The sequence below is a fragment of the Azospirillum picis genome, assembly GCF_017876115.1.
In the GTDB taxonomy this organism is placed as follows: Bacteria; Pseudomonadota; Alphaproteobacteria; order Azospirillales; family Azospirillaceae; genus Azospirillum; species Azospirillum picis.
In genome coordinates this window covers 44,514-68,134 of record NZ_JAGINO010000020.1, presented here as the reverse complement: position 1 = coordinate 68,134, position 23,621 = coordinate 44,514, and the positions used below count along the sequence as shown (strand labels likewise).

The following is a 23,621-nucleotide window of genomic DNA, read 5'->3' as shown; positions in this document are numbered from 1 at the left end:
ATCCCTCGTCAAGGCTCAACCCAGAATTTTCCTCTGGCTCCGTTCCCCTTACTTCCCGCCCTCCTTCGTCACGCCGCGGCGGTCGTAGCGGAATCGGCGCCCGTCGACGGCAACCCGCAGGGCGTCGCCATCGCGCTCCACCGTCACCGGGGCGGCGGGGTCGAGGCCGCGCGACCAGTGGGCGGGCAGGGTCAGCGCGGAAACCGGGTGACCGAACGGACTGTTGACCGGCGCGGGGAAGGTCAGCCGCGCGCCCTCCGCTCCCAACCGGGTGCGGATCGCCGCATCGTCGCCGGGAAAGCGCTCCTCGCCGAAGGGCGCCTTCGCCGACACCACCACCCCGTGCGCTGCCTGGGCCATGGCGCCGATGATGCCGAGAAGTTTGTCGCGGTAGGCGCTCCAGCCGCCGCCGAGCTCGGCGTGCAGGTCCTCGATCCGGTCCTCGTGCAGGGCGCTTTCGACCAGCAGGCGGTTGTGGTCGGGGATCGTCCATTTCGCCTGGCCGGCCACCAGCCGCCGGGTCAGTTCCAGCACCGAGAGATCCATGTAGACCCCGGACAGCGAGCTGTCCGCCTGGAAGGCGCCGAGGCCGTTTTCGAAGCGCGGGGCCAGCAACGGTTCCAGGCCGTCGCCCGGCGCCAGCACGACGCAGGAGGGCGCGGCGAAGCCGGTCGGGCGCGCCACCCCGGCATGGCGGTGCAGACGGCCCAGCCGTTGCAGCAACACGTCGACCGGGCAGAGGTCGGTGACCAGATGGTCGGCGTCGATGTCCAGCGACTGTTCGAGCGTCTGCGTCCCGATGACGATCATGCCGCCGTCGGGGCGTTCGGGACCCGGAGAAAGCGCCTTTTCCACCGCGTCGTCCAGCGCCTCGCGGTCCTCGGCGGCGAAGCGGCCGTGGTGCAGCGCCGGGCCGCTGGAAAGTTGCAGCAACACGTCGTCACCGCCGGCTGCGCGCACCGCCTCCCAGGTCGCCACGGCGGCGGTGACGGTGTTGCGGATGACCAGCACCTTCGCCTTCGACCGGGCGGCGGCCAGCGCGCGGTCCGCGGCCTCCTGTGCCGACCAGCCGGGGGCCAGCGACATCGCCACCGTCTTGCGGCGCGCCCGCGGATCGTCGGCGGATGCGGTGGGCGACGCGGCGGGCGACGCGGCGGGGCTGGCGGAGGCCGCGCCCTTCGACGCTCCCCTGGCCGCCCACACCGCCGGATAGGGGGCGGCGACCGCGGCGGCGAAATCCGGTGCCCGCGTGCCGCCAAGCCAGCGCGTCCGCGCCCGTGACCCCAGCGTCGCCGACATCAGCAGCGCGTGGCCGCCGGCACCGAGATGGATGTCCAGCAGCTTCGCCAGGATCTCGCCCATGTAGCGGTCGCTGGCGTGCACCTCGTCGACCACCAGCAGGCTGCGGGACAGGCAGGCGCCGCGCAGATGGGCGTGCTTGACCTGCAAGGCGGCCAGCATCGCCTGATCGACGGTTCCCACCGCGACGGGGGCGGCAAGGAAGCGCCGGGCGTTTTCGGCGGCCCAGCGGGCGGCAAGCTCGTCCTCGGCCCGTTCGCCCTCGTCGTCCCAGCGCACCCGCCAGTGGGGCAGCGCCGTGCCCACCGCGTCGCCGACCTTGAGGTAGCCGGGGACCGCCAGCACCGCCTTCAGCCCGTCCGGCCCGGTCAGCCGTTCCAGCAGGCGGTTCACCCGGCCATGGATCTGGAGGGCGGCCGACCGGGTCGGCAGGGCGAAATAGAGGCCGTCGACGGCGCCCGCCGCGAACAGCCGGGCGAAGCGCCAGACCGCCGCCTCGGTCTTGCCCGCCCCGGTCTCCGCCTCCAGGATGACGAGGCGCCGGTCGGCCGGCACCTCGGCCGTCGCCTGCTGGTGGGCGGCCGGGACGGCGAAGCCGGTGAGCGCCGTGAAGCCGGTGCGCCCGGCGGCCGGACGGCGCATCGCCTCGACGTCGAGCCGGATCGCCGCCACCGCCTTCAGCGCCCGGGCGCGGGCCGTGTCGATGTAATCGTCGCGGAACGCCGCCTCGAAGTCGAAGAAGTCCCTGTCCGACCCCAGCCAGTCCGACAGCGCCACGAGGCCGGCGAACAGGTGCTGGAGCCGGGGGGCGAGCGGCGGGTTGTCGTCATCGTCGGCCGACAGGCCGGCGGCGGGGCTGTCTGCGGCGGGGCTGCCGGCAAAGGCGTCGGGAAACCATGACCGCATCGCGGTGCCGATGATGCGGGCGCCTTCGGCCGGGTCGTAGGTGGTGCCCGATGGCGCGGCCGCTTCCCAGCCGGTCGCCACGGCCGGTGCGTCCAGCGGCCGGCCGTGATGGGAGAGGGACGCCAGGATGAAGGGGTGGAGGTCGTCCCACCAGTCCAGGTCGGGCAGGCCGAGCTGAAGCCGGACGCGGGCTGCGTCGCCGGCCCCCTGCGACGATAGCCTCATCAGGAGAGCCAGCCCCTCGGCGACATGCCCGCGCAGCAGCGCCGGCCGCTCGGCCGGCAGCCAGCCCTTGGCCTGGAAGCCAGGATGCAGCTTGCCGATGTCGTGGAGGAAGACGAGGGCGGTCAGCCGCGCGAGGCAACGCGCCGACAGCGGAGCGCCGGCGGCGGCCTCCAGGCGCGCGCGAATGGTGGGAAGCGCCGTGATGGCCTCGAAACAGGCGGCGACATCGGCGCAATGATGCGCGAGATGATGGAAGTCGCCCGGCAGCTCTCCCGATTTTCCCCAGGGTTCTCGCCGTTTCCCGCCCATTGAAGCCTGCGCCATCATCCGGTTACCGCAAGACGATGGATGGATAGCACGTTTCAACCAAAGCGGAAGAGGTAATCTGGACGAGGTGGGGGCGTGCGGGGGTCAGGGCGGGCACAGTTTGATGGGAATTTTCCCCGCAAGTGCGGGGCAACCGGGCACGGTCCCTTGGCGAGCAGCATCGCGTAGGGTCTATCCCCGCCTGTGCGGGGCAACCGGGCGGTACGAGGAGTCCAAGGCGTCCGCCATAGGCCTATCCCCGCATGTGCGGGGGAACCGCCCGCCTGCAGGCACTCCAGGTCCAGCAGCAGGGTCTATCCCCGCCTGTGCGGGGCAACCGTCGGTATGAGACGGTTGGGTTTGATGGCGCGGGGTCTATCCCCGCCTGTGCGGGGCAACCGCTCGCGCAGGCGGATGCGGCAGCCTAGCTCAGGGTCTATCCCCGCCTGTGCGGGGCAACCTTTTCCGGATGCCTGATTGCTGCGGCTATCTGGGGTCTATCCCCGCCTGTGCGGGGCAACCCAGCCAAAGCCTCCGACACGCGGCCGATGGTGGGGTCTATCCCCGCCTGTGCGGGGCAACCAGATAGTAGTCCCACTGCCCAGCCGCCGGGGTGGGTCTATCCCCGCCTGTGCGGGGCAACCGCGGAAACGCCGCTGCAAATCAGCGTCGCCGAGGGTCTATCCCCGCCTGTGCGGGGCAACCTTTGTCAAAGGACATCATGCCGCAAATGACAAGGGTCTATCCCCGCCTGTGCGGGGCAACCGACCGCGATTTCTACACCGCGAACAAGCCCATGGGTCTATCCCCGCCTGTGCGGGGCAACCCGATGCGGTCTTTCCTGCTGGACATGTTCGCGGGGTCTATCCCCGCCTGTGCGGGGCAACCCGCAGGGTTTCGAGGGCCGGCGGGCGAGCATAGGGTCTATCCCCGCCTGTGCGGGGCAACCGACAGATCGAAATCCGTCAGCGCGCCCTGGATGGGTCTATCCCCGCCTGTGCGGGGCAACCCGCGGGCAAAACCTTTTGCGTGTGCGGGGATGGGGTCTATCCCCGCCTGTGCGGGGCAACCCTCGGTGAGCTTACCGTCCAGCCAGGACGGATGGGTCTATCCCCGCCTGTGCGGGGCAACCCGTTCGAGGTGCCGGCAGTCCGCGGTGCACCGGGGTCTATCCCCGCCTGTGCGGGGCAACCTCGAGGTCCAGTTTGCGCACGACGGCGAGGGGGGGTCTATCCCCGCCTGTGCGGGGCAACCTCTGCCTTGTAAAGCACTGACTCTGTTCACTTTGTCAAAGAAACAGCCACCCAGACCCGGCCGTTTTCTGGCGTGGGGGATGGGGCAGCGCCGGGAACAAGGTCACCGTCGGTCCCGCTGTCGGGCACAATCATGCCCTCAAGCAGTTATCCGCGCCAGCCGTTTACCCGCAATTATCTCTTTGAAAAGTCGGGAAAACACGCAAAGGCGCGTCCTCACGGCCAGTCCCCAACCCTGCGGAAACCGGCGCGCACCCCTAGGCAAGCGTGAGGCATCCGCAAGCCGCCGTCCTGGCAGCAGCGTGTCAGCAGCGCTGGCGGCAGCGGCACGGCGCGGGTCAGGAGCGGCGGAACAGCCGGCCCCAGGGCGCCGGCATCTCCGGCCTCGACGGAGCGGAGGTCTTCGGCATGGCGGAGAGGGGAAGGCGGCCGGTCGCCAGCATCGCCATCACCAGCGCCGGATGCGCCGGGCCGCCGGTGGCGGCGTCAGGGCTTCCCTCGCCTTCCAGACCGTTCTTGGCCGAGCCGCCCTTGGCCGAGCCGCTCTTGGCCGATCCGGCGGCGGGGTCCTCGTTCAGCGCCTCGTTGATGCGGGCGAACGCCTCGATGTCCTTGATGTGCAGCATGGTCCGTATCCCTCGGCTTCGACATTTGTGCGTCGCAGCAAAAACGAAGGTAACAGTTCTGCCCTCGAATGCTCTCGTGTGCGGCGCTGTGGCGCGGCCCCGTCTTCAGCGGGCCGGTTCGCGGACCGCCAGCATAAGCCCGAAGCCGATCACGAAGAAAGCCAGAACCGTCGCCATGCCGGCGCGCTGGCTGTCGAACAGGTGGGTCGCCAGTCCGAACAGCAGCGGCCCGAAGAAGCCGACGAAGCGGCCGGTCAGGCCGTAGAGCCCGAACATCTCCCCCGCCATGCCCGGCGGGGCCAGCCGCGCCATCATCGAGCGGCCGGCCGCCTGGGCCGGGCCGAAGAACAGCCCGAGCCCGAGCGCGAAGACCCAGAACCACAGCCTGTCGGTCGCCAGAAGCAGCGGCAGGCCGCAGGCGGCCATGCCGGCCAGCGCGATCAGGATCACCGGCCTGGCCCCCGCCCGGTCGTCCATCCAGGCGAAGCCGATGGCGCCCGCCCCGGCCACCACGTTCAGCGCGATGGCGAAGACCAGGATCTCCTCGAAGCCCATGCCGAAGCTGCCGGCGGCGAACAGGCCGCCGAAGGCGGTGATGGTGTTGATGCCGTCGCGGTAGAAGGCGCTGGCGACCAGGAAGCGCACCACCTCGCGGTAGCGCCGGACCTCGCGCAGCGTGGCGGCCAGCGTCGCCACCCCCTCGCGCGCCGCCCGCAGCAGGCCGTGGCCGGTCGACGGCTCGTCCGGCACCCACAGGAAATAGGGCAGCGCGAACAGCCCGTACCAGCCGGCGGCCAGCAGGGCGGTGGCGCGGACGCCGGCCTGCGGCCCCCAGTCGGCCCATTCCAGGCCGAACAGCCCGAACAGCGGGGCCGGCGCCTTGACGAAGCCGACCAGCGCCAGCACCAGGCAGGCCAGCCCGCCGAAATAGCCGATGCCCCAGCCCCAGCCCGACACCCGGCCGAGCAGCCGCTGCGGCACCAGCCCCGGCAGGGTGGCGTTGTAGAAGACGTTGGCCAGCTCGAACGCCACGGTGGCGACGACGACGCAGGCGAGCGCGAAGCCGGCGTCGGCCGGGTCCGGGCGCACCCACCAGAGGGCGGCGGTGAACAGCACGGTCACCAGCGTGAACAGCGCCATCCACGGCTTGCGCCGGCCGGAGCGGTCGGCGATGGCGCCGAGCAGCGGGCTCAGCACCGCGATGGCGACGCCGGCCACGGTCATCGCCGCACTCCAGCGCGCGGTGCCCTCGACGGGGTCGCCGACCACGCCGCGGGCGAAATAGACCGCGAAGACGAAGGTGGTGATGATGGTGTTGTAGGCCGAGTTCGCCCAGTCGTAGAGGCACCAGGAGACGATGGCGCGGCGGGAAGGGGCCTCCCCGGACGGCAGGGCAACCGCAGTCGACAAATCCGATCCTCCGCAAGGGAAACCCGTCCTTCCCGCGACGGCAGGACGGCAGCCGGTTCAGGGACGTCTCACACGGGTTTGGCGGTCATATAGTTTTGCCGGCCCGCCGTTTGCCCGCCTACCCCTGCCCGCCTCCCGTCAGCCCGTCCACCCCGAAGGAGATCTGGTTGTTGTCGTAGCGGGCGACGATGCGCAGGCGGTCGCCGGCCGACAGCGTGATCGGCTTCTCCAGGAAGGTCATCGCCTGCTTCCAGTGGTTGGTGCGCGACCGGCTTTCCGACCTGTAGACCACCTCCTCGTCCATGAAGAGGTCGAACCAGAAGGCGACGCCGTGGCAGGTGCCGGCGGTGGTGACGGTCACGTCGATCACCCGCTCGCCCTCCTCCGGCATGTTGCGGGTGAAGTCGAACTCCAGCGCGGTGAAGGGCCGCGACAGCGGGGTGTGGGCGTCGGCGCCGAGGTCGAGCTGCTGGTAGCCGGGCGAGCGGAAGACGTCGAAGCTGCCCATGTCGAAGCCGTCGATGGTCTCCACCGGGTTGATGCGGGCCAGCTCCGGCGTCTCGACCAGCATGGCGTAGACGGTGGAGGCGCGCGGGATGATGGCGCCGCCGGGCTTCACCAGATGAGTGCGGGCATGCTGCAGCACCGACAGCATGCGCGGGGCCAGCATGCCGATGTTGATCAGCTCCGACACGAAGACGTCGGCCTTCTCCGGCAGGTCGCCGCCCTCGCCCACCGTGAGCTGCGTCGACAGGCGCGGCACCACGTCGATGCGGCCGGCATAGCCGTTGCGGGCCACCGTCTCCTTGGCGACGCGGGCGAGGATCGGGTTGACCTCGCAGGTCACCACCTTCCTCGCCCCGGCCCGCGCCGCCATCATGGCGACGATGCCGGAGCCGGTGCCGATCTCCAGCACCAGCGACGTGGGCGTCACCGCCCGTTCCAGCGAGCGCCGGTAGGCCTCGTTGCGCTCGAAGTCGTTGATCATCGGCAGGTGCCAGCCGGGCACCGCGCTGGAATAGATCAGCCGGCGGGTGAATTTCACCAGCGGGTGGTCGGGCGCCTGCCCGCGCGCCGACTCGATCACCTCGATCGCCTCGCCGGCGCGGTCCAGGCTCTGCAGCACATGGGCGAGCCCGACCTGCGCCGGGACGAAGCGGGGGGCGGCCTCCAGCACGATGCGGAACTCGGCCGCCGCCTCCTCCAGCCGGCCGCCGGTCGACAGCAGCTCCGCCAGGCTGTAGTGGACGTCGAGATAGTCGGGGGCCTGCGCCAGCGCCTGGCGGAAGTGGCTCTCCGCCTCCTCCAGCGCGCCGAGGTCGCGCAGGGTGGCGGCGAGGAAATGGTGCATCTCCGGCGACTCGGAGCGCAGCGCCAGCGCGGCGCGGAAGCAGTCGGCCGCCTCCTCCAGCCGGTTCTGCGCCTTCAGCGCGTTGCCGAGGTTGCCGTGCAGCTCCGGCAGGCGGGGGTTGAGGGCGAGGCCGGCGCGGAACGCCTCCTCCGCCTCGGCCGGCCGCGCCTGCTGGAAGAGCAGGCTGCCGCGGCTGTTGTGGAAGGAGGGGTCGGCCCCGTCCTCGGCGATCGCCTGGGCGAACAGGTCGAGCGCCCGCTCCGGATGGTCGGTGTGGGCGGCGACCAGCCCCAGCAGGTGCAGGGCGCCGGCATCATGCGGGTCGGCCGCCAGCAGCGCCCGGCAGACCTCTTCCGCCCCGGCCAGATCGTTGCTGCGGAAACGCTTGGCCGCATCGACCAGGGTGGGGGGCGGCGTGTCGGTCATCGCATCGGCTCCGGATCGGCGGGAACGGGTGGCGGAAGGTTTGCGCACCATAGCGGAAAAGCGGAAGGGCTACAGCCTTTCGCACCGGCCCTCCGGCCAGGGCGGCGGGTGCGGCGGGTGCGGCTACTCGCCGCCTGCGTTCTCCCAGCCCCAGCGCTCCCAGGCGCCGTCGAGGAAGGCGGCGAGCCGCGGGCCGGCCGGCAGCCCGGCGCAGGACAGCAGCGAGGGCGAGACCCGGCCGCCGCCGCGGGTCCACCACAGGCTGGCGCCGGCCGGCAGCGGGCCGGACAGCCGGCCGAGCAGCGCGCGGGTGGCCGCCGGCACGCGGTCCGGCTCCGGCCGGCCGAGGATGGCCAGCCGCGCCGGCAGACCCTCGACGTCGGTGCCGGCCCGGCAGGCGTCGAGGGCCAGCGCCTCGGCCCGGCCCAGCCAGCCGGCGCAGGCGGCCGGCACCCCGGCGAGGTCGGCAGCGGTGGGCAGGCTGGCGGCGATGGTGAAGGGATAGAGCCGCCCGACCCGGTCGGCGCTGGGCATCCACACGCCGACCAGCGGGGCGGGGCCGCACAGGCCGGCGGACAAAGCGAAGCGCCAGGCCGGCGCCTGGCCGAACAGGCTCTCCCACTCGCCGCCCAGCCGCCGCCCGGCCTCGCCCAGCGCCGCCGACAGCCAGCGGTCCCAGGGGCCGAGCACCGCCGGCGGCAGGCCGTGGGCGATGAAGTCGCCGCGCGCCGGCACCTTGCCGTGGAAGCCGACCACGCGGTTGGAGTCGGTTCCGCCTGACGGCGCGCGGCCGGCGGCCATCTCTGCGGGCATGCCGGCGGGGGCGGCGGGGCCGTTCGGGTCCTGCGGCCGCAGGAAGGCGCCCAGTCCCCCTTTCCCCGGCCCCCCCTTCCCCGGCCCGCCCCGGCCTGCCGCGGGTCCGCCGGTCATGGCGCCGCCGCCCGGCCCTGGGACGGGGTGGACTGCGCCAGCACCTCCCCGACGCGGGCGACCAGCGCCTCGTCGGGCGGAACGGGGGCGAAGCCGACGGCGAACAGCGCCGCCAGATGGTCGCCGAGCGCCCGCCGCCGGCCCTCGTTGCCCGGACCGGGCAGCACCCGCTGCCAGTCGAGCGCCAGCCATTCCGCCAGCGCCGCCGGATCCATCGGCGCCGTGCCGCCGACCATGCGGTAGGCGGCGAGCGTCCGGGCGAGCTGGTCGGGCAGCGCCCAGTCGGCGCGCAGGCGGTCTTCCAGCCGCAGGGCGATGCGGGCGAGGAACTGGGTGCGCAGCGCCCGGCGGTAGGCGTCGAGCGCCGGGCCGGCGATCCTGCCGCCCTGGTAGAGCCCGCCGGCCAGCGCCGGGTCGATCCAGCCGCCGCTGCCGCCATTCGCCCAGGACACCGATGCCCCGGCCACCGAGGTCCAGGACGCCGATGTCCAGGACGCCGGCGCGCCATGGTCCTCCGCCAGCCGCCGCAGCCCGTCCAGCGCCGGCAGGATCGCCGCGGCGTCGGCGGACTCCACCCGCCCCAGCGAGAGCGGCGGCGTGTCGAGCGGGCGCAACGCCGCCTCCACCGCCGCGGCGCCGGCGTCGGCGCGCTCCAGCAGGGCGGCGTTGCCGCGGGCGCTGGCCAGCCACCAGCCGCCGAGCAGCAGCCCGGCCGCCAGCGCCGCCGCGCCCGACAGCGCGGTGCGCCGGCGGCGCCGCCGCTCCACCGCCTCGTCGACGCGGACGAGGTTGGCTTCCGGGAACACCAGTTCGGGCAGCAGCCGGGCGAGGAAATGGGTGGGCGCCGGCTCGTCCGGCGCCGGCTCCGCCAGGCCGAGCGGCCCGTCGGTCCGGGTGGCGCTGGTCAGGTAGAGGCCGCGCAGCCGCAGCACCTCCTCCCCCCGCTCCGAGCCGAAGACGGTGTCGACGATGTCGGCCAGCGCCGGCTCCAGCGCGGCGATGCGCTGCGGGAAGGCGAAGGCGGCGGCGCGGCGGCGCAGGTCCGGCTCCTGGTGCAGGCGGTCGAGCAGCCGTTCGTCCAGCCGCCGCACCAGCCCGGCATAGAGGTCGCGGACGTCCGGCAGGGGCCCGCCCGCCCGCTCGGCGGCCGGCAGGGTCAGGCCCCAGACCTGCCGCCGCCCCTCGCGGTCGAGCGGGTCGAAGAAGGTGGCGAAGCCCTCCACCAGGTCGGTCTTGGTCAGCAGCAGGTAGACCGGCAGCCGGACGCCCAGGTGGGTGCGCAGCTCCGCCAAGCGCCGGCGGACCAGGATGGCGTGGTCGCGCCGCTCCGCCGCGCTCCAGGCGGCGAGGTCGGGCAGGCTCAGCGTCAGCAGCACGCCGTTGACGGGCTGGCGCGGCCGGTGCTCCTTCAGCAGGTCGAGCAGGCCGGACCACACCCGCCCGTCCACCGCCCGCCGGCTGTCCTGGGTGGTGTAGCGCCCGGCGGTGTCGATCAGCACGGCGCGGTCGGTGAACCACCAGTCGCAGTTGCGGGTGCCGCCCAGCCCCCGCACCGGCCCGCCGCCCGCTTCGGTGGCGGCCGATTTGCCGGCGCCCGGCAGGGACGCCAGGCCGGAATTGGCCAGCGCCGTGGTCTTGCCCGAGCCGGGGGCGCCGATCACCAGGTACCAGGGCAGCCGGTAGAGGTAGCGCCCGCCGCCGCGCAGCCGCGCCAGCGCGGCGTCGAGCCGCTGGCGGACGGCGGCGATCTCCTCCAGCGACGCCTTCAGCTCGGGGTCGCGCGCCGCCGCCAGCGCTTCGACCAGGCGGGCGTTGGCGGCGCGCCCGCGCCGGTCGATGGCGCGGTTGACCGCGACCCAGCCGGCCAGCGCCAGCAGCAGCGGCAGCAGCCGCAGGGTCCAGTCGGCCGCCACCAGGGGCAGCAGCGGCGGCAGCAGGGCGGCGGCCAGCCGCGGCAGCAGCAGCCAGCCGATCAGCCCCAGCGCCAGCGCGCCGCCCAGCGACACCGCCCAGCGGGTGAGGACCCCGAGATGCGGGGACGGCAAGGACGGCGGCAAGGACGGCGGCAGGGCCGGCGGCAAGGACCGGGAGCGGGCGGCGGCCTTGCGCCGGCCGGGCTTCGTGCCGCGGGCGGGGGCTGCCTTGCGGGTATCGGCCATCGGCGGCGCCCTATTCCGGATAGAGGCGGATGTCGATCCGCCGGTTGGCATCGCGGCCGGCCGGCGTCTCGTCGGCGGCGATCGGCTCGCGGTCGCCGCGGCCCTCGGCGGACAGGCGGGCGGGCGCCACGCTGCGCTCCAGCAGCCGGCGCACCGCCTCGGCCCGCGCCTCGCTCAGGGCCTGCGGGTCGGCGAGGCGCCCGCCATGGGGCATGGTGGCGTCGGTGTGGCCGACCACCACGACGCGCCCGGCCTCCGGCGCCAGCGCCTGCGCGACCCGCTCCACCACCGCCCGGTGGCGGGCCTTCACCGCGTCGCCGGCGGTGGCGAACATGGCGGCGGCCGGGATGCGGATCACCAGCGCCCCGTCGCCGCCGGCCAGCACCTCCACGGCGCCGCCGCGGATCTCCGGCTCCAGCAGCCCGGTGACGCGGGCGACCAGCGCCGGCCCGGCGGCCGGCGGCGGGGCCGGCACCTGGCGGGCGATCTCGACCGGGCGGTCGGGCAGCAGCGCCGCGACGCGGGCCGCGACCGGCGCCGCCTGCCCGTCGAGCGAGGCGGCCAGATGCACGTAGAGGCCCGACAGCGCCAGCGCCACCACCGTCCAGACGATCCAGGCCGGCAGCGTGCCGCCCAGCGGCCGGAACGGCTCGGCGACGCCCCGCCAGGCCGGCGACAGCTCCGCCGCCGCCTCGCCGCGGGCGCGGCGCAGCACGCGGTACAGCTCGTCGCGCAGGTGGGCGAGGTCGTGGGCGCCGCCCGGCCGGTCGCGGTAGCGCCCCTCGAACCCCAGCGACAGGCAGGCGTAGAACAGCTCCAGCGCGTGGCGGTGGCGGCGCGGGTCGCCGAGCATGCCGTCGAGCAGGTCGAAGAAGCGCACCCCGGCTCCCGGCTCGCCCACCGCGAGCCCGCCATGGCCGGCGGCGCGGGCGACGTCGTCCAGCGTGGCGGCCAGCGCGACGCGGGCCGCCCGCCTTTCCCCGGGGTCCAGCCCGGCGGCCTCGGCCTCGCGGTCGAACCGCTCCAGCGCCGCCATGGCGGGGGCGGCGAGGGCGGGGGCGGGAGCGGGGCGGTCGCGCAGCCCGCCGGCCAGCGCCAGCACCGGGGCGGCGATGGTGAGCAGCGGGTTGAGGGCGTCGGCATGGCGCGGCGCGAAGCGCGGCGGCGGCTCGGCCTCCCCGCCGTCCGCCGGGGCCGGCCGCGCGGCCGTCAGCGCGGCGGCGAGCGGGCCTGCGAGCGGGCCGGCGGGACCGGTAGATGCCGGGCCGGTCGATGTGGGGCCGGTCGATGCAGGGCCGGGCGGGCGGTTCCGCGCCTGCGTCTCCCCCGCCGTCCGGTCCAGCCGCTCCTCCGCCGTCATGTCCCCATCACCCATGCCAACACTGCCGAAGTGCGAAACCCGGGGAGGTATAGCAGCCCGGCCACCGTGAGCGAAACCGTGCGGAACGGGCCGGCACGGGTGTGGGGTTGGCGGGCATGGGGATGGGGATGGGGATGGGGCCGGCCCTACCGCACGCCGCTGTTGCTGTAGTCGTACTGCACCTTCGGCGCAGTGCCGCCGCTCCGGCCACCGGCGCCGCCAGGGCCGGCCAGCTTGTCGATCAGCGAGCCGATGCCGCTGTCCACCCGCTGCATCACGCTGGTCGCGTGCACCGCCTCGGGCGCCGCGGCCACCGGCACGCCGCCGGGCGCGGTTCCGGGCGGGAGCGTCCAGGCCGGGGCGCCCTCCAGGCCGGGCAGCGGGCGGGCGGGCCGGCCGGCATGGGCGTCGGTCATGAAGTCGCGCCACAGCTTGGCCGGCAGGGTGCCGCCGGTGACCTTCTTCATCGCGTCGTTGTTGTCGTTGCCGAGCCAGACCCCGGCGACGAGGTCGGCGGTGAAGCCGACGAACCAGGCGTCGTGATAGTCCTGGGTGGTGCCGGACTTGGCCGCCGCCGGCCGGTTCAGCCTGGCGCTGCGGCCGGTGCCGTAGTCGAGCACGCCGGTCATCATCTGGGCGAGCTGCACCGCGTAGGCCGGGTTGACCACCGCGCCGCCGCCGCCGCCCTGGCGCCGGTACAGCACGGTGCCGTCGCGGCTCTTGATCTCGGTGATGGCATAGGCCCAGACGGGCACGCCGCGGTTGGCGATGCCGGCATAGGCGCGCACCAGCTCCAGCGGCGTCACCTCGCTGGTGCCGAGCGCCAGCGACAGGTCGCGGGTCAGCGGCGAGGAGATGCCGAGGTTCGAGGCGATGCGCCGCACCCGGTCGGTGCCGACCCGGTCGATCAGCCGCGCCGTCGCGGTGTTGGAGGAATGGGCCAGCGCCGAGGCCAGCGTGATGCTGCCGCGGTACTTGCCGTCATAGTTGCCGGGGCTCCAGTTGGCGAGCTGGACCGGGGCGTCGTCGATCAGGCTGTCGGGGGTCCAGCCGGCCTCCAGCGCCGCCAGATAGACGAAGGGCTTGAAGGCGGAGCCCGGCTGGCGCAGCGCCTGGGTGGCGCGGTTGAACTCGCTGCCGTCATAGTCGCGGCCGCCGACCAGGGCGCGCACCGCGCCGTCCGGGCTCATGGCGACCAGGGCGCCCTGATGGACGTTGGCGGCGGCGCCGGGACCGGCCAGCAGCGCCTCCAGCCGCTGTTCGGCGGCGCGCTGCATCTTCAGGTCCAGCGTGGTGCGGACGATGACGTCGCCGTGGTCGGGGCCGGCGAAGCCCGGCACCAGCTCGGTCACCCAGTCGGCGAAATAGCGGCCGTCGCCGCCCGGCTTGCGCCGGGGCGACGGCTTGGCGGTGCGCGCCGCCTCGTACTGCGCCTGGGTCAGGTAGCCGGCGTCGAGCATCGCCGCCATCACCACCCGCGCCCGCTCCGCCGATTCGTCGGGGTTGGAGCTGGGGGCGTAGCGCGACGGCGCCTTCAGCAGGCCGGCCAGCACCGCCGATTCGCGGATGTCGACCTCGGTCGCCGGCTTGCCGAAATAGGTGCGGGCGGCGGCGTCCACCCCGAAGGTGCCGGCGCCGAGATAGACGCGGTTCAGGTAGGCGGTGAGGATCTGGTCCTTGCTGAAGCGGCTCTCCAGCCAGAGCGCCAGCATGGCCTCCTGGATCTTGCGCTTCAGCGACTTCTCGGGGGTCAGGAACAGGTTCTTGGCGAGCTGCTGGGTGATGGTGGAGCCGCCCTGCACCGCCCGGCCGGAGCGCCAGTTGACGTAGACGGCGCGGGCCAGGCCGAGCGGGTCGATGCCGAAATGGCTGTAGAAGCGGCGGTCCTCGATCGCCAGCACGGCCTCGACCAGGTGCGGCGGCAGGTCCGCCACGCTGAGCGTGGTGCCGTGCAGGTCGCCGAAGCGGGCGAACTCGCTGCCGTCGGCGGCCAGCACGGTGATGGAGGCCCGCCGCTCGAACTGCGCCACCTTGGAGATGTCCGGCAGGTCGAGCGCGAACCAGGCCAGGACCGCGCCCAGCCCGATGCCGCACCAGATCGCGGCGACCAGCCCCCATTGCACCAGCCGGTTGAGCCAGCCGCCCTTGCGGGAGGGCTGCGGCGCCCGGCCGGGCCGGCCGGCGGACAGGGCCGGGGGTTGCGGCGGCTGGGAGCCGCCGGACCGGCGGGCGGACGGCCTGGACGCGGCGAGTTTGGGCGCCTTGAATTTGGGCGCGGTGAGTTTGGGCAAGGAGATCCTTGGCAGCGTGAACGATGGCAGCGCGAAAGCAGGCAGCAGGGAGCGGCGCGGCCGGCGGGGCTGCTTGTAGGGGGTCGGCGGCGGGGCGGCGGAGGGGGGCGGCTGCCGGCGGCGGGTCTTGCCTTTGCCGAGCGCCGCCAGCCGGTCGCGGGCGAGGTCGACCGCCTTGGCGGCCAGCGCGCGGGCGGCGTCGCCCGCCGTCAGCCGGTCGAGCGGCGACGGGTCCTCGCGGGTGCGGAGCGGGCGGGGGCCGGCATAGAGCTGGCCCGCGCGTTGGCCCGCGCGTTGCTCCGTCTGCCAGCGGTCTGTCTGGTGGTCCGGTCGGTCGGCGGTCACGGCGCGCTCGCTAGCCCTGGCAGGTCGGTATGAGGAGTGCGGAAGACGATCGGCCCGTCCGCGCCTGGGCACGGACGAAATGTTCCCGCTTCGATCCTCATACGCTCACAGCCGCCTGCCCGGAAGGCCGGCGGCGGACCGGCGATTATTTGTCTCCCGACCGTGGCGAAAGGATGACGCTATCCGCAATTGCGGGGGTGAAAGGGTGGTCGCCCCGGCCCGCCGCGAGACCGCGTCCCGTAGCACCCCGCCTCCCCCGCCGGGCCGCCTCACTCGCGGTTGCGGTATTCCACCGGCACCCAGCGATAGGCGTCGTCGTCGCGCCGCAGGCGGCCGAGGCCGGGGAAGCCGAGATGGGCGGCGGCGGTCAACTGCCCGCTGCCGGCCTCCTCGGCGAAGCGCTTCAGGCGCTGGGCGCGGGCGGCGTCCTGGTCGATGTCGAAGGCGACGGTGGCTTCCGGATGCGGGAACTGCACCGGGCCGACATGGATGATGTCGCCCCAGAACTCGATGGTCTCGCCCCGGCTGGCCACCCGGTAGAAGGCATGGCCGGGCGTGTGGCCGGGGGTGGGGATCGCCGTGACGCCCGGCAGGATTTCGGACTGTTCGGCGAAGGGCTTCACCTTGCCGGCCTTGAGGTAGAGGCCGACCGTGGCGACCGCCTCGTCATAATGGCGGGCCTGCAATCCCCTGGCGAGGTTGCCGCGGTCGAGGAAGAAGTCGACGTCGGCCTGGCCGACATGGACCGTGGCGTTCGGGAAGACCATCCGCCCATCCAGCGCCAGCCCACCGGAATGATCGGTGTGGATGTGGGTGAGGAGGATGTCGGTCACCTGATCGGGGCGGTATCCGGCCGCCGCCAGACTGGCCGGAAGCTTGCCGCCATAGGGGCCGAACAGTTGCCCGGCGCCGGTGTCGACCAGCAGCAGGCGCGGCCCCGCCTCGATCAGGAAGGCGTTGATGGAGGTCTCCAGCGGGTCGCGCTCGAACCGCTCGGCCAGCAGCGCGTCGATGCGCTCCGGCGGCAGCCCCTTGACCAGCGGCTTGATGCCGAGCGGCAGGGTGCCGTCGCTGAGCGCCGCGACGCGGAGGTCGCCGACGGCGAAGCGGTAGACGCCTGCGGAGGAGGGTTGGGTCGCCGATTGCGGGGTGGGCTGGGCGGCGGTGTCGGCGGCATGTCCGGCCGGGATGGCCGCGAACAGCAGGCCGGCGGCCAGCACGAGCATATGCGGTTTCATTGTCCTGTCCTTGGGGTGTTGCTCGACTCCCGCGGCGACCAGCGTTCCTGCCGCCGCGCAGGACCACCACGTAGCATCCGGAGCCGGCCTTGATTACCCGTCGGGCTTGGGCAACATTGTGCCGTTTTCCGATCCAATCGGCGGGGGCGGATGCAGGATCTGAACGACACCGTCGCCTTCGTCACGGTGGTGCAGGAAGGCAGCTTCACCAAGGCCGCCCGGCGGCTGCGACTGCCCAAGACGACGCTGAGCCGCAGGGTGCGCGATCTCGAAGGCCGGCTCGGCATCCAGCTCCTGCACCGCACCACCCGGCGCATCGGCCTGACCGAGGCGGGAACCGTCTATTACGAGCATTGCCGGCGCATCGCCGAGGAGATGGAGCAGGCCGAAAGCGCCGTGGCCCAGCTTCGCGACGCGCCGCGCGGCTGGCTGCGGATCACCACCCCGCCGTCCTTCGGGATGAAGGTCATCGCACCGCTCCTGCCCGACTTCCGGACCCTCTGCCCCGATGTCCGCATCGATCTGGTGCTGAGCCACGAGAACCTGGATCTGGTGGCGCGGACCATCGACCTGGCGATCCGGATGGGGACGCTGCCGGACTCCAGCATGGCGGCCCGCAAGCTGGGCGTCCTGCGCCGCCATGTCTATGCCGCCCCGTCCTATTGTGCCGTCCATGGCATGCCGGCCCACCCCGACGAGCTGGTCCGGCACCTCACCCTGGCGAACATGAGCGCCCGGCGCCCCTCCGGCTATGGCTGGCGCCTGTTCCGGACCGCCGGGGCCGGCCGGGGGGGCTTGCCCAGGGAGGAGCAGAGGGAGGAGCAGAGGGAGGAGCAGAGGGAGGAAATCGATGCGGCCATCGACCCGGTGATGACGGCCGACGACCCGGAGATGCTGGTCCCGACGCTGCTGGCCGGCGGCGGGCTGGTGCTGGCCACCGATTTCGCCATGCGGCCCTACCGGTCGGCCGGACAGGTGACGCGGGTGCTCGACGGCTGGAGGGGATCGGACGTCGACCTGCATGCGGTCTTTCCCGGCGGGCGGATCCAGCCGCCGAAGGTGCGCTCCTTCCTGGACTTCCTGATCGGGCGGATCGATCTGGGGGACGGCGCCGGCCAGGGAGATTCCTGACCGGGCGAGCGTCACAGGAGCAGTGTCACAGGGGCAGCGTCACCGTCACCCGCAATCCCCCCTCGGGGCGGTTCGCCAGGGTCACGTCGCCGCCATGGCCGCGGATGATGGTGCGGGCGGTGGACAGGCCGAGCCCGACGCCGCCGGTGTCGCGCGAGCGCGAGCGCTCCAGCCGGTAGAAGGGGGCGAAGACCTTCTCGAACTCCGCCTCCGGGATGCCGGGGCCGTCGTCGTCGATGTGGATGAGGGCATGGCCGTCGGCGCGCCCCAAATCCGGACGCCCCAAATCCGCCTGCCCGGGCTCCAGCCGGGCGGTGAAGCCGCCGCCATAGGCGATGGCGTTGTCCATCAGGTTGGCGAAGGCGCGGCGCAGCGCCACCGGCCTCCCCTCCGCCACCACATGGGCCGGGCCGTCATAGACGGCGCGGTGGCCGGCGTCGATGCGGTCGTCGCACAGGCTCTGCAGCAGGTCGGCGAGGTCGAGGCGGCCGCGCGGCTCGCGCTGGGCGTCGTCACGGGCGAAGGCGAGCGTGGCGGAGATCATCGCCTCCATCTCGTCGAGGTCGGCCAGCATCCGCCGCTGCATCTCCGGATCGTCGACCAGCTCGGCGCGCAGGCGCAGGCGGGTGATCGGCGTGCGCAGGTCATGGCCGATCGCCGCCAGCATCTGGGTGCGGTCGGCGACGAAGCGGGCGAGGCGGGCCTGCATGCGGTTGAAGGCGCGGGTGGCGGCGCGCAGCTCCGACGGCCCCTCCTCCGGCAGGGGGGCGGCCTCGCCGTCGACGCTGAGGCGCTCGGCGGCGGCGGCGAAGCCGGCGAGCGGGGCGGTCACCCGGCGGGCGGCGAGCAGCGACACCAGCAGGATCACCGCCACCACCGCCCCCATCCACAGCACGAAGCGCAGGACGCCGAACGGGCCGGGCAGCGGGTCGCCGCCGGTGAAGCTGAGCCAGGTGCCGTCGGCCAGCCGCACCGACAGCCGGACATGCGGTCCCCAGCGGCGGGGCTCGTCGCCGCGGGCGAAGGGCGGCGCCGGCCGGTCGTCGTCGTGGGGGAGGCGCTGGACCTCGACGAGGATGGCGCGGTCGGGGCTGTCCAGCGAATCGCGCAGCCGCCGCTTCAACTGGTCGAAGCGCATGCCGGCATAGTCGGCGAGCGGCGGCGGGCGGTCGGGGTGCCATTCGACGCGCAGGACCGGGTCGTCGATGGCGCGCACCACCCGCTCGCGGCCGGGCGCCGGCGTGCTTTCCACGAGCTGGACGATGGCGGTGACCCGCTGGACCAGCACGTTGGGGCCGTGGATCGGCGGCCCTTCGCTGCGGTCGGTCAGGTAGACCAGGGCGCTGATCGCCTGGGTCAGCAGCAGCGCCAGCACCACCGTCAGCGCGATCCGCGCCGCGAGGCTGTCGGGGACGCGCAGGCGCAGGCGGCGGCCGAGGGAGGCGAGTGCCGCCGCCCGGTCCTGCGGCGGGCTTCCGGAGTCCTCTCCGGGGCGCGCCGTCATGGCGCCAGCCCGCCGCTGCTCACCGACGGCGTGAACAGGTAGCCGCCGCCGCGCACCGTCTTGATCAGGGCCGGTTCCGCCGGGTCGGGCTCGATCTTGCGGCGCAGCCGGCTGACCTGCACGTCGATCGAGCGGTCGAAGGGCACGGCGGAGCGGCCGCGCGCCAGGTCGAGGAGCTGGTCGCGGGTCAGCACCCGCTGCGGATGCTCGGCGAAGGCGACCAGCAGGTCGTACTCGCCGGCCGAGAGCTGGACCAGCACCCCGTCGGGCGAATGCAGCTCGCGCTTGGTCAGGTCGAGCGACCAGCCCTCGAAGCGCAGCACCGCGCCGGCGGCGGGCGCCCCCGCCGTCAGCGGCGCCTGGGCGCGGCGCAGCACCGCCTTGATGCGGGCCAGCAGCTCGCGCGGGCTGAAGGGTTTGGCCAGATAGTCGTCGGCGCCCATCTCCAGCCCGACGACGCGATCGGTCTCCTCGCCCATCGCCGTCAGCATGATGACCGGCGTCTGCGCGGTCTGCGGCGTGGCGCGCAGGCGGCGGCACAGCGACAGCCCGTCCTCCCCCGGCAGCATGAGGTCGAGCACGATCAGGTCGACGCGGGCGCCGTCGAGCGTGCGCATCATCTCCGCCCCGTCCCTGGCGCCGGTGACCCGGAAGCCGTGCTTGGTCAGGAACTGGGCGACGAGGGAGCGGATTTCGCGGTCGTCGTCGACGACGAGGAGATGCGGGGTTCTGTCCATGGCGGCCATGATCGGGCGAGCGGCGGCGGCGGTGAAGGGGAAATGTGTAACGCCCGGTTACCGGCCGGCCCGCGGTTACACACTGTTACCAAATGACCGGTTCGCCGACATGCGGCGGCAACGTTGGGGGGCCATCGTCTGGTCATCGGGACGGCGGCGGCCTCACGGCGGGAGCCCAGGGCAAGGCCCCGGGGAGACGCCGGAGACGACGCCGGGTCCCGAACGGAATAAACCCCGCCCATCCGGGGTTTAGGCAAAACCGTCCCGCACGGTTCCATCCAAAGGAGTGTCCTCATGAAACGCGCCCTTCTGACGTCCGCCCTGCTGGTTGCCGGTCTCGGCGTGGCCGTTCCGGTCTTCGCCCAGGGCGGCCCGCAGCCCGGAGGTCCCGGGCCGGGTCCGGACCGCCACTTCGCCCGCATGTGCGAGGACCAGGAAGCCCGTCTGGCCGGCAAGCTGGCCTATGCGGAGAAGAAGCTGAACATCACCGAGCAGCAGCGCGCCGCCTGGACCAAGTTCGCCGACGCCGCCCGCACCAGCCTGAAGCCGATGCAGGACCTGTGCGTCAAGTTCAAGGACCAGCCGCCCCCGGCCGCCCTGCCGCAGCGCCTCGACCGCGTCGAGCAGATGATGCAGGCCCACCTGCAGCAGATCCAGACCGTCAAGCCGGCCCTGACCGACCTCTACGCCCAGTTGACGCCCGACCAGCAGAAGCAGGCCGAGCGCATCCTGCACCAGGGGATGGGCGGACCCGGCGGCATGGGCCGGATGGGGCACCATGGCGGGCCGGGCGGCTGGGACCATGACGGCCCGCGTCATCACGGCCCGGGCATGCCGCCGGCCCCGCCCCCGGCCCCGCTGCCCGCCCCGCAGGACGCGCCCAAGAACTAACGTAACAGACGGGCTCGCGGCGGCGGGCAACGCCCCCCACCGCACGCCGCCGCGACACCTGGGCCGCCGGACATCCCGTCCGGCGGCCCTCGTCCGTTGAGGGGTCTGTCGGGGCGTTTGTCGGGGTGCCTGCCGGGGCGGCCCTTCCCCCTGCCGGATGCCGGCGCCGTCATGCGGGTAGCCCCCTCCGCAGGGCAATCGCATATGACGATAATCGCCCTCTCCCGCCCCGGGAGAGGGAGGGGACCCACGAAGTGGGGAGGGTGAGGGGTGGTCCAAGACGCCAGAACCGCAGGGTTTCTTGGATCACCCCTCACCCTTCCCATGCTTTGCATGGGCCCCGAGGTCGCTCGCAAGGCTCGCGACCGCATTCCACCTACGACTGCCTTGCAGTCGTCCGGCCTGCGGCCGTCGGTTCCATGCCCTCTCCCGGGACGGGAGAGGGAGCCATATGCGATAGCCGTAGCCCCTTCCGGGGAAAGGGTTGGCAAAAGCCGCGCTGCCGCTTGCATTGCCGGGCTCCGCACACCAAAGCTTACCCCATGACGTCCTCTCACGCTTCGGCGGGCGGCGGTTTCGGGCGGGGGGGCCGTGTGGTCGCCGTGCTGGGCCCCACCAACACCGGCAAGACCTACCTGGCGATCGAGCGCATGCTCGGCCACCGGTCCGGCATGATCGGCTTCCCCCTGCGCCTGCTGGCGCGGGAGAACTACGACCGCATCGTCAAGATCAAGGGCCGGAACGCCGTGGCCCTGGTGACGGGGGAGGAGAAGATCCTGCCCCCCAACCCGGCCTACTGGGTCTGCACCGTCGAATCGATGCCGCTCGACCGCGCCGTCGACTTCCTGGCGGTCGACGAGATCCAGCTCTGCGCCGATCCGGAGCGCGGGCACATCTTCACCGACCGGCTGCTGAACGCCCGCGGCCTGGTCGAGACGATGGTGCTGGGCTCGGACTCGATGCAGCCGATGATCCGCCGGCTGGTGCCCAAGGCCGAGTTCATCAGCCGGCCGCGCTTCTCGCAGCTCACCTATGCCGGATACAAGAAGCTGACGCGCCTGCCGCCGCGCTCGGCGGTCGTCGCCTTCTCCGCCACCGACGTCTACGCCATCGCCGAGCTGATCCGCCGCCAGCGCGGCGGCACCGCCGTGGTGCTGGGCGCGCTCAGCCCGCGCACCCGCAACGCCCAGGTCGAGCTGTACCAGGCCGGCGAGGTCGATTACCTGGTGGCGACCGACGCCATCGGCATGGGGCTGAACATGGACGTCGACCATGTCGCCTTCGCCCGCATCGTCAAGTTCGACGGCTTCGCCCCGCGCCGCCTGCGCGCCGCCGAGGTGGCGCAGATCGCCGGCCGCGCCGGGCGGCACATGCGCGACGGCACCTTCGGCACCACCGACGAGGTGGGGGAGCTGGACGCCGACCTGGTCACCCGCGTCGAGAACCACGAGTTCGAGACGGTCAAGGCGCTGTCCTGGCGCAACAGCGACCTGCGCTTCGACACGCCGGGCTTCCTGCTGAAGTCGCTGGAGGAGCGGGCGCCGATCCAGGAGCTGAGCCGGGTGCGCGAGGCCGACGACCATCTGGCGCTGCAGGCGCTGGTGCGCGACCCCGAGATCATGGATCTGGCGCGCGGGCGCGACGCCGTGCGGCTGCTGTGGGAGGTCTGCCAGGTCCCCGACTTCCGCAAGGTGCTGTCCGACGCCCACACCCGCCTGCTGGGGCAGGTCTACCGCAACCTGCGCGGCCCGCTGCGCCGGCTGGACGAGGACTGGGTGGCACGGCAGATCGCGCGGCTCGACCGGACGGAAGGCGACATCGACGCGCTGGTCGCCCGCATCGCCCACATCCGCACCTGGACCTACATCTCCAACCGGCCGAGCTGGCTGAAGGACCCGCTGCACTGGCAGGAGCGCACCCGCGCCATCGAGGACCGGCTGTCGGACGCGCTGCACGAGCGGCTGACCCAGCGCTTCATCGACCGCCGCTCCGCCACGCTGGCCCGCACGCTGCGGGACGGGCGCTCGCTGCTGGGCGGCGTGCGCGCCGACGGCGAGGTGGTGGTCGAGGGGCACGTCGTCGGCCGGCTGGAGGGCTTCCGCTTCGTCCCCGACGCCCCCGACCGCTCGGAGGAGGCCAAGTCGCTGCTGTCCGCCGCGCGCCGCGCGCTGCGCGACGAGCTGGCCAAGCGGCTGCGCGCCTTCGAGGCCGAGCCCGACGACGTCTTCGCCCTGTCGCCCGAGGGGGTGCTGAGCGCCGACGGCGTCGCGGTGGCGCGGCTGGCCGCCGGCCCGTCGGTGCTGGCGCCGCTGGTGGTCCCCTTCGACGAGGGGCTGCTCGACCAGACCCAGCGCGACCGGGTGCGGGCGCGGCTGGAGCGCTGGCTGAAGGACCATGTCGCCGCCCGGTTGAAGCCGCTCTTCGCGCTGTCGGCCGCCGACGCGCTGTCGGGCGCCGCCCGCGGCCTCGCCTTCCAGCTTGTCGAGGGGCTGGGGGTGCTGCCGCGCCAGCCCGTCGCCGCCATGGTCGAGCGTCTGGAGCGCGAGGACCGCAAGGCGCTGACCCGGCTGGGCGTGCGGCTGGGGGTGTCGCACCTCTACCTGACGGCACTGGCCAAGCCGGCGGCGGTGGCGCTGCGCGGGCTGCTGTGGGCGGTGGCCAAGGGCCATGCTCTGCCTGTCCCGGTGCCGGCGCCGGGCCGCGTCTCGGTCGAGGCGGCCGGCGCGCCGCCCGCCTTCTGGGAAGCCATCGGCTATCCGCTGGCCGGCGGGCGGGCCTTGCGGGTCGACATGCTCGACCGGCTGGAGACCGAGCTGCTGACGGCGTCCAGGGCGGGAGCCCCGGTCCGCGAGGTCGCGCTCGGCCAGCGCCTCGGCCTGTCGGCGGAGGAGCTGGGGGCGGTGCTGGCCGGACTCGGCTATGTCCGCGCGGTGGCTGAGGACGGCGCCGTGACCTGGAAGCGCCGGCGCCCGCAAGGGCCGCGGACCCGGCGCGAGAAGCCGACGAACGAGGACCATCCCTTCGCCAAGTTGCGGCAACTTTCGGGAATGTGAGTGTCATGACGCCGGACCCCCGCCTATCCTCCCCCGCTGGGCGGGGGAGGGACTGCCGCCGCCGTTCCCAACAAGTACTTACCCCCTCCCCCGCCCAGCTCTCGCACAAAGCTCCGCCTTGTGCTGACGCGGCAGGCGGACCTTCGGTCCGCTGAGAGCGGGGGAGGGTTGGGGTGGGGG

At 73.4% G+C, this 23,621-nt stretch carries 14 protein-coding genes and 1 CRISPR repeat array; of the genes, 3 read left to right on the top strand and 11 right to left on the bottom strand.

Translation table 11 applies throughout. The features are described from left to right. Positions 1-48 precede the first annotated feature (48 nt). The 9 genes from cas3 to J2850_RS23030 form a co-directional block, all read right to left on the bottom strand. Positions 49-2,739 (bottom strand): CRISPR-associated helicase Cas3', encoded by a 2,691-nt coding sequence (gene cas3, locus J2850_RS23070; protein WP_246513408.1) that lies wholly within the window; start codon positions 2,737-2,739, stop codon positions 49-51. 185 nt (positions 2,740-2,924) lie between these two features. Then, a CRISPR array of direct repeats spans positions 2,925-3,990; the repeat unit is 29 nt; unit sequence GGGTCTATCCCCGCCTGTGCGGGGCAACC. 337 nt (positions 3,991-4,327) lie between these two features. Beyond that, the gene (locus tag J2850_RS23065; RefSeq protein ID WP_209986921.1) at positions 4,328-4,615 is read right to left on the bottom strand and encodes a hypothetical protein; all 288 of its coding nucleotides are present in this window, start codon (positions 4,613-4,615) and stop codon (positions 4,328-4,330) included. 105 nt (positions 4,616-4,720) lie between these two features. Continuing rightward, positions 4,721-6,025 (bottom strand): MFS transporter, encoded by a 1,305-nt coding sequence (locus J2850_RS23060; RefSeq protein WP_246513406.1) that lies wholly within the window; start codon positions 6,023-6,025, stop codon positions 4,721-4,723. 118 nt (positions 6,026-6,143) lie between these two features. Beyond that, entirely contained in the window at positions 6,144-7,802 is a 1,659-nt protein-coding gene (locus J2850_RS23055) for a tetratricopeptide repeat protein (RefSeq protein ID WP_209986918.1), read from the bottom strand. A 123-nt stretch (positions 7,803-7,925) separates the two neighbouring features. Continuing rightward, entirely contained in the window at positions 7,926-8,732 is an 807-nt protein-coding gene (tagF, locus tag J2850_RS23050; protein ID WP_281415020.1) for a type VI secretion system-associated protein TagF, read from the bottom strand. Next, positions 8,729-10,891 carry a type VI secretion system membrane subunit TssM gene (gene tssM, locus J2850_RS23045; protein WP_209986915.1) on the bottom strand — a complete coding sequence of 721 codons (2,163 nt, stop codon included), beginning with the start codon at positions 10,889-10,891 and terminating at the stop codon, positions 8,729-8,731. The genes tagF and tssM overlap by 4 nt, the downstream gene beginning before the upstream one ends. A 10-nt stretch (positions 10,892-10,901) precedes the next feature. Continuing rightward, positions 10,902-12,266: a type IVB secretion system protein IcmH/DotU gene (gene icmH / locus J2850_RS23040; RefSeq protein ID WP_246513404.1), complete on the bottom strand. Its 1,365-nt coding sequence runs from the start codon at positions 12,264-12,266 to the stop codon at positions 10,902-10,904. Between the two features lie 131 nt (positions 12,267-12,397). Beyond that, positions 12,398-14,887: a transglycosylase domain-containing protein gene (locus tag J2850_RS23035; RefSeq protein WP_209986912.1), complete on the bottom strand. Its 2,490-nt coding sequence runs from the start codon at positions 14,885-14,887 to the stop codon at positions 12,398-12,400. A gap of 269 nt (positions 14,888-15,156) precedes the next feature. Continuing rightward, positions 15,157-16,125 (bottom strand): MBL fold metallo-hydrolase, encoded by a 969-nt coding sequence (locus J2850_RS23030; protein ID WP_209986909.1) that lies wholly within the window; start codon positions 16,123-16,125, stop codon positions 15,157-15,159. 150 nt (positions 16,126-16,275) lie between these two features. Here J2850_RS23030 and J2850_RS23025 point away from each other — a divergent pair, with 150 nt between their 5' ends. After that, a complete protein-coding gene (locus tag J2850_RS23025; RefSeq protein WP_209986906.1) occupies positions 16,276-17,256 on the top strand; it encodes a LysR family transcriptional regulator in 981 nt (326 codons plus the stop codon). Positions 17,257-17,281: 25 nt separating this feature from the next. Here J2850_RS23025 and J2850_RS23020 read toward each other — a convergent pair whose 3' ends face one another. Then, positions 17,282-18,760 (bottom strand): ATP-binding protein, encoded by a 1,479-nt coding sequence (locus tag J2850_RS23020; protein ID WP_209986903.1) that lies wholly within the window; start codon positions 18,758-18,760, stop codon positions 17,282-17,284. Further along, entirely contained in the window at positions 18,757-19,497 is a 741-nt protein-coding gene (locus J2850_RS23015; RefSeq protein ID WP_209986900.1) for a response regulator, read from the bottom strand. Before J2850_RS23015 ends, J2850_RS23020 begins: the two co-directional genes overlap by 4 nt. 294 nt (positions 19,498-19,791) lie before the next feature. On the opposite strand from J2850_RS23015, the gene J2850_RS23010 reads away from it, so the two are divergent. Beyond that, a complete protein-coding gene (locus tag J2850_RS23010) occupies positions 19,792-20,388 on the top strand; it encodes a Spy/CpxP family protein refolding chaperone (protein WP_209986897.1) in 597 nt (198 codons plus the stop codon). A 542-nt stretch (positions 20,389-20,930) separates the two neighbouring features. Next, entirely contained in the window at positions 20,931-23,441 is a 2,511-nt protein-coding gene (locus tag J2850_RS23005; RefSeq protein WP_209986895.1) for a DEAD/DEAH box helicase, read from the top strand. Positions 23,442-23,621: the final 180 nt, after the last annotated feature.

What these genes read in the sequence shown, in the direction of transcription:
- cas3 (WP_246513408.1), bottom strand. Translation starts at nt 2,739, where the DNA reads ATGGGCGGGAAACGGCGAGAACCCTGGGGAAAATCGGGAGAGCTGCCG.
- J2850_RS23065 (WP_209986921.1), bottom strand. Translation starts at nt 4,615, where the DNA reads ATGCTGCACATCAAGGACATCGAGGCGTTCGCCCGCATCAACGAGGCG.
- J2850_RS23055 (WP_209986918.1), bottom strand. Translation starts at nt 7,802, where the DNA reads ATGACCGACACGCCGCCCCCCACCCTGGTCGATGCGGCCAAGCGTTTC.
- tagF (WP_281415020.1), bottom strand. Translation starts at nt 8,732, where the DNA reads ATGACCGGCGGACCCGCGGCAGGCCGGGGCGGGCCGGGGAAGGGGGGG.
- tssM (WP_209986915.1), bottom strand. Translation starts at nt 10,891, where the DNA reads ATGGCCGATACCCGCAAGGCAGCCCCCGCCCGCGGCACGAAGCCCGGC.
- icmH (WP_246513404.1), bottom strand. Translation starts at nt 12,266, where the DNA reads ATGGGTGATGGGGACATGACGGCGGAGGAGCGGCTGGACCGGACGGCG.
- J2850_RS23030 (WP_209986909.1), bottom strand. Translation starts at nt 16,125, where the DNA reads ATGAAACCGCATATGCTCGTGCTGGCCGCCGGCCTGCTGTTCGCGGCC.
- J2850_RS23025 (WP_209986906.1), top strand. Translation starts at nt 16,276, where the DNA reads ATGCAGGATCTGAACGACACCGTCGCCTTCGTCACGGTGGTGCAGGAA.
- J2850_RS23020 (WP_209986903.1), bottom strand. Translation starts at nt 18,760, where the DNA reads ATGACGGCGCGCCCCGGAGAGGACTCCGGAAGCCCGCCGCAGGACCGG.
- J2850_RS23015 (WP_209986900.1), bottom strand. Translation starts at nt 19,497, where the DNA reads ATGGACAGAACCCCGCATCTCCTCGTCGTCGACGACGACCGCGAAATC.
- J2850_RS23010 (WP_209986897.1), top strand. Translation starts at nt 19,792, where the DNA reads ATGAAACGCGCCCTTCTGACGTCCGCCCTGCTGGTTGCCGGTCTCGGC.
- J2850_RS23005 (WP_209986895.1), top strand. Translation starts at nt 20,931, where the DNA reads ATGACGTCCTCTCACGCTTCGGCGGGCGGCGGTTTCGGGCGGGGGGGC.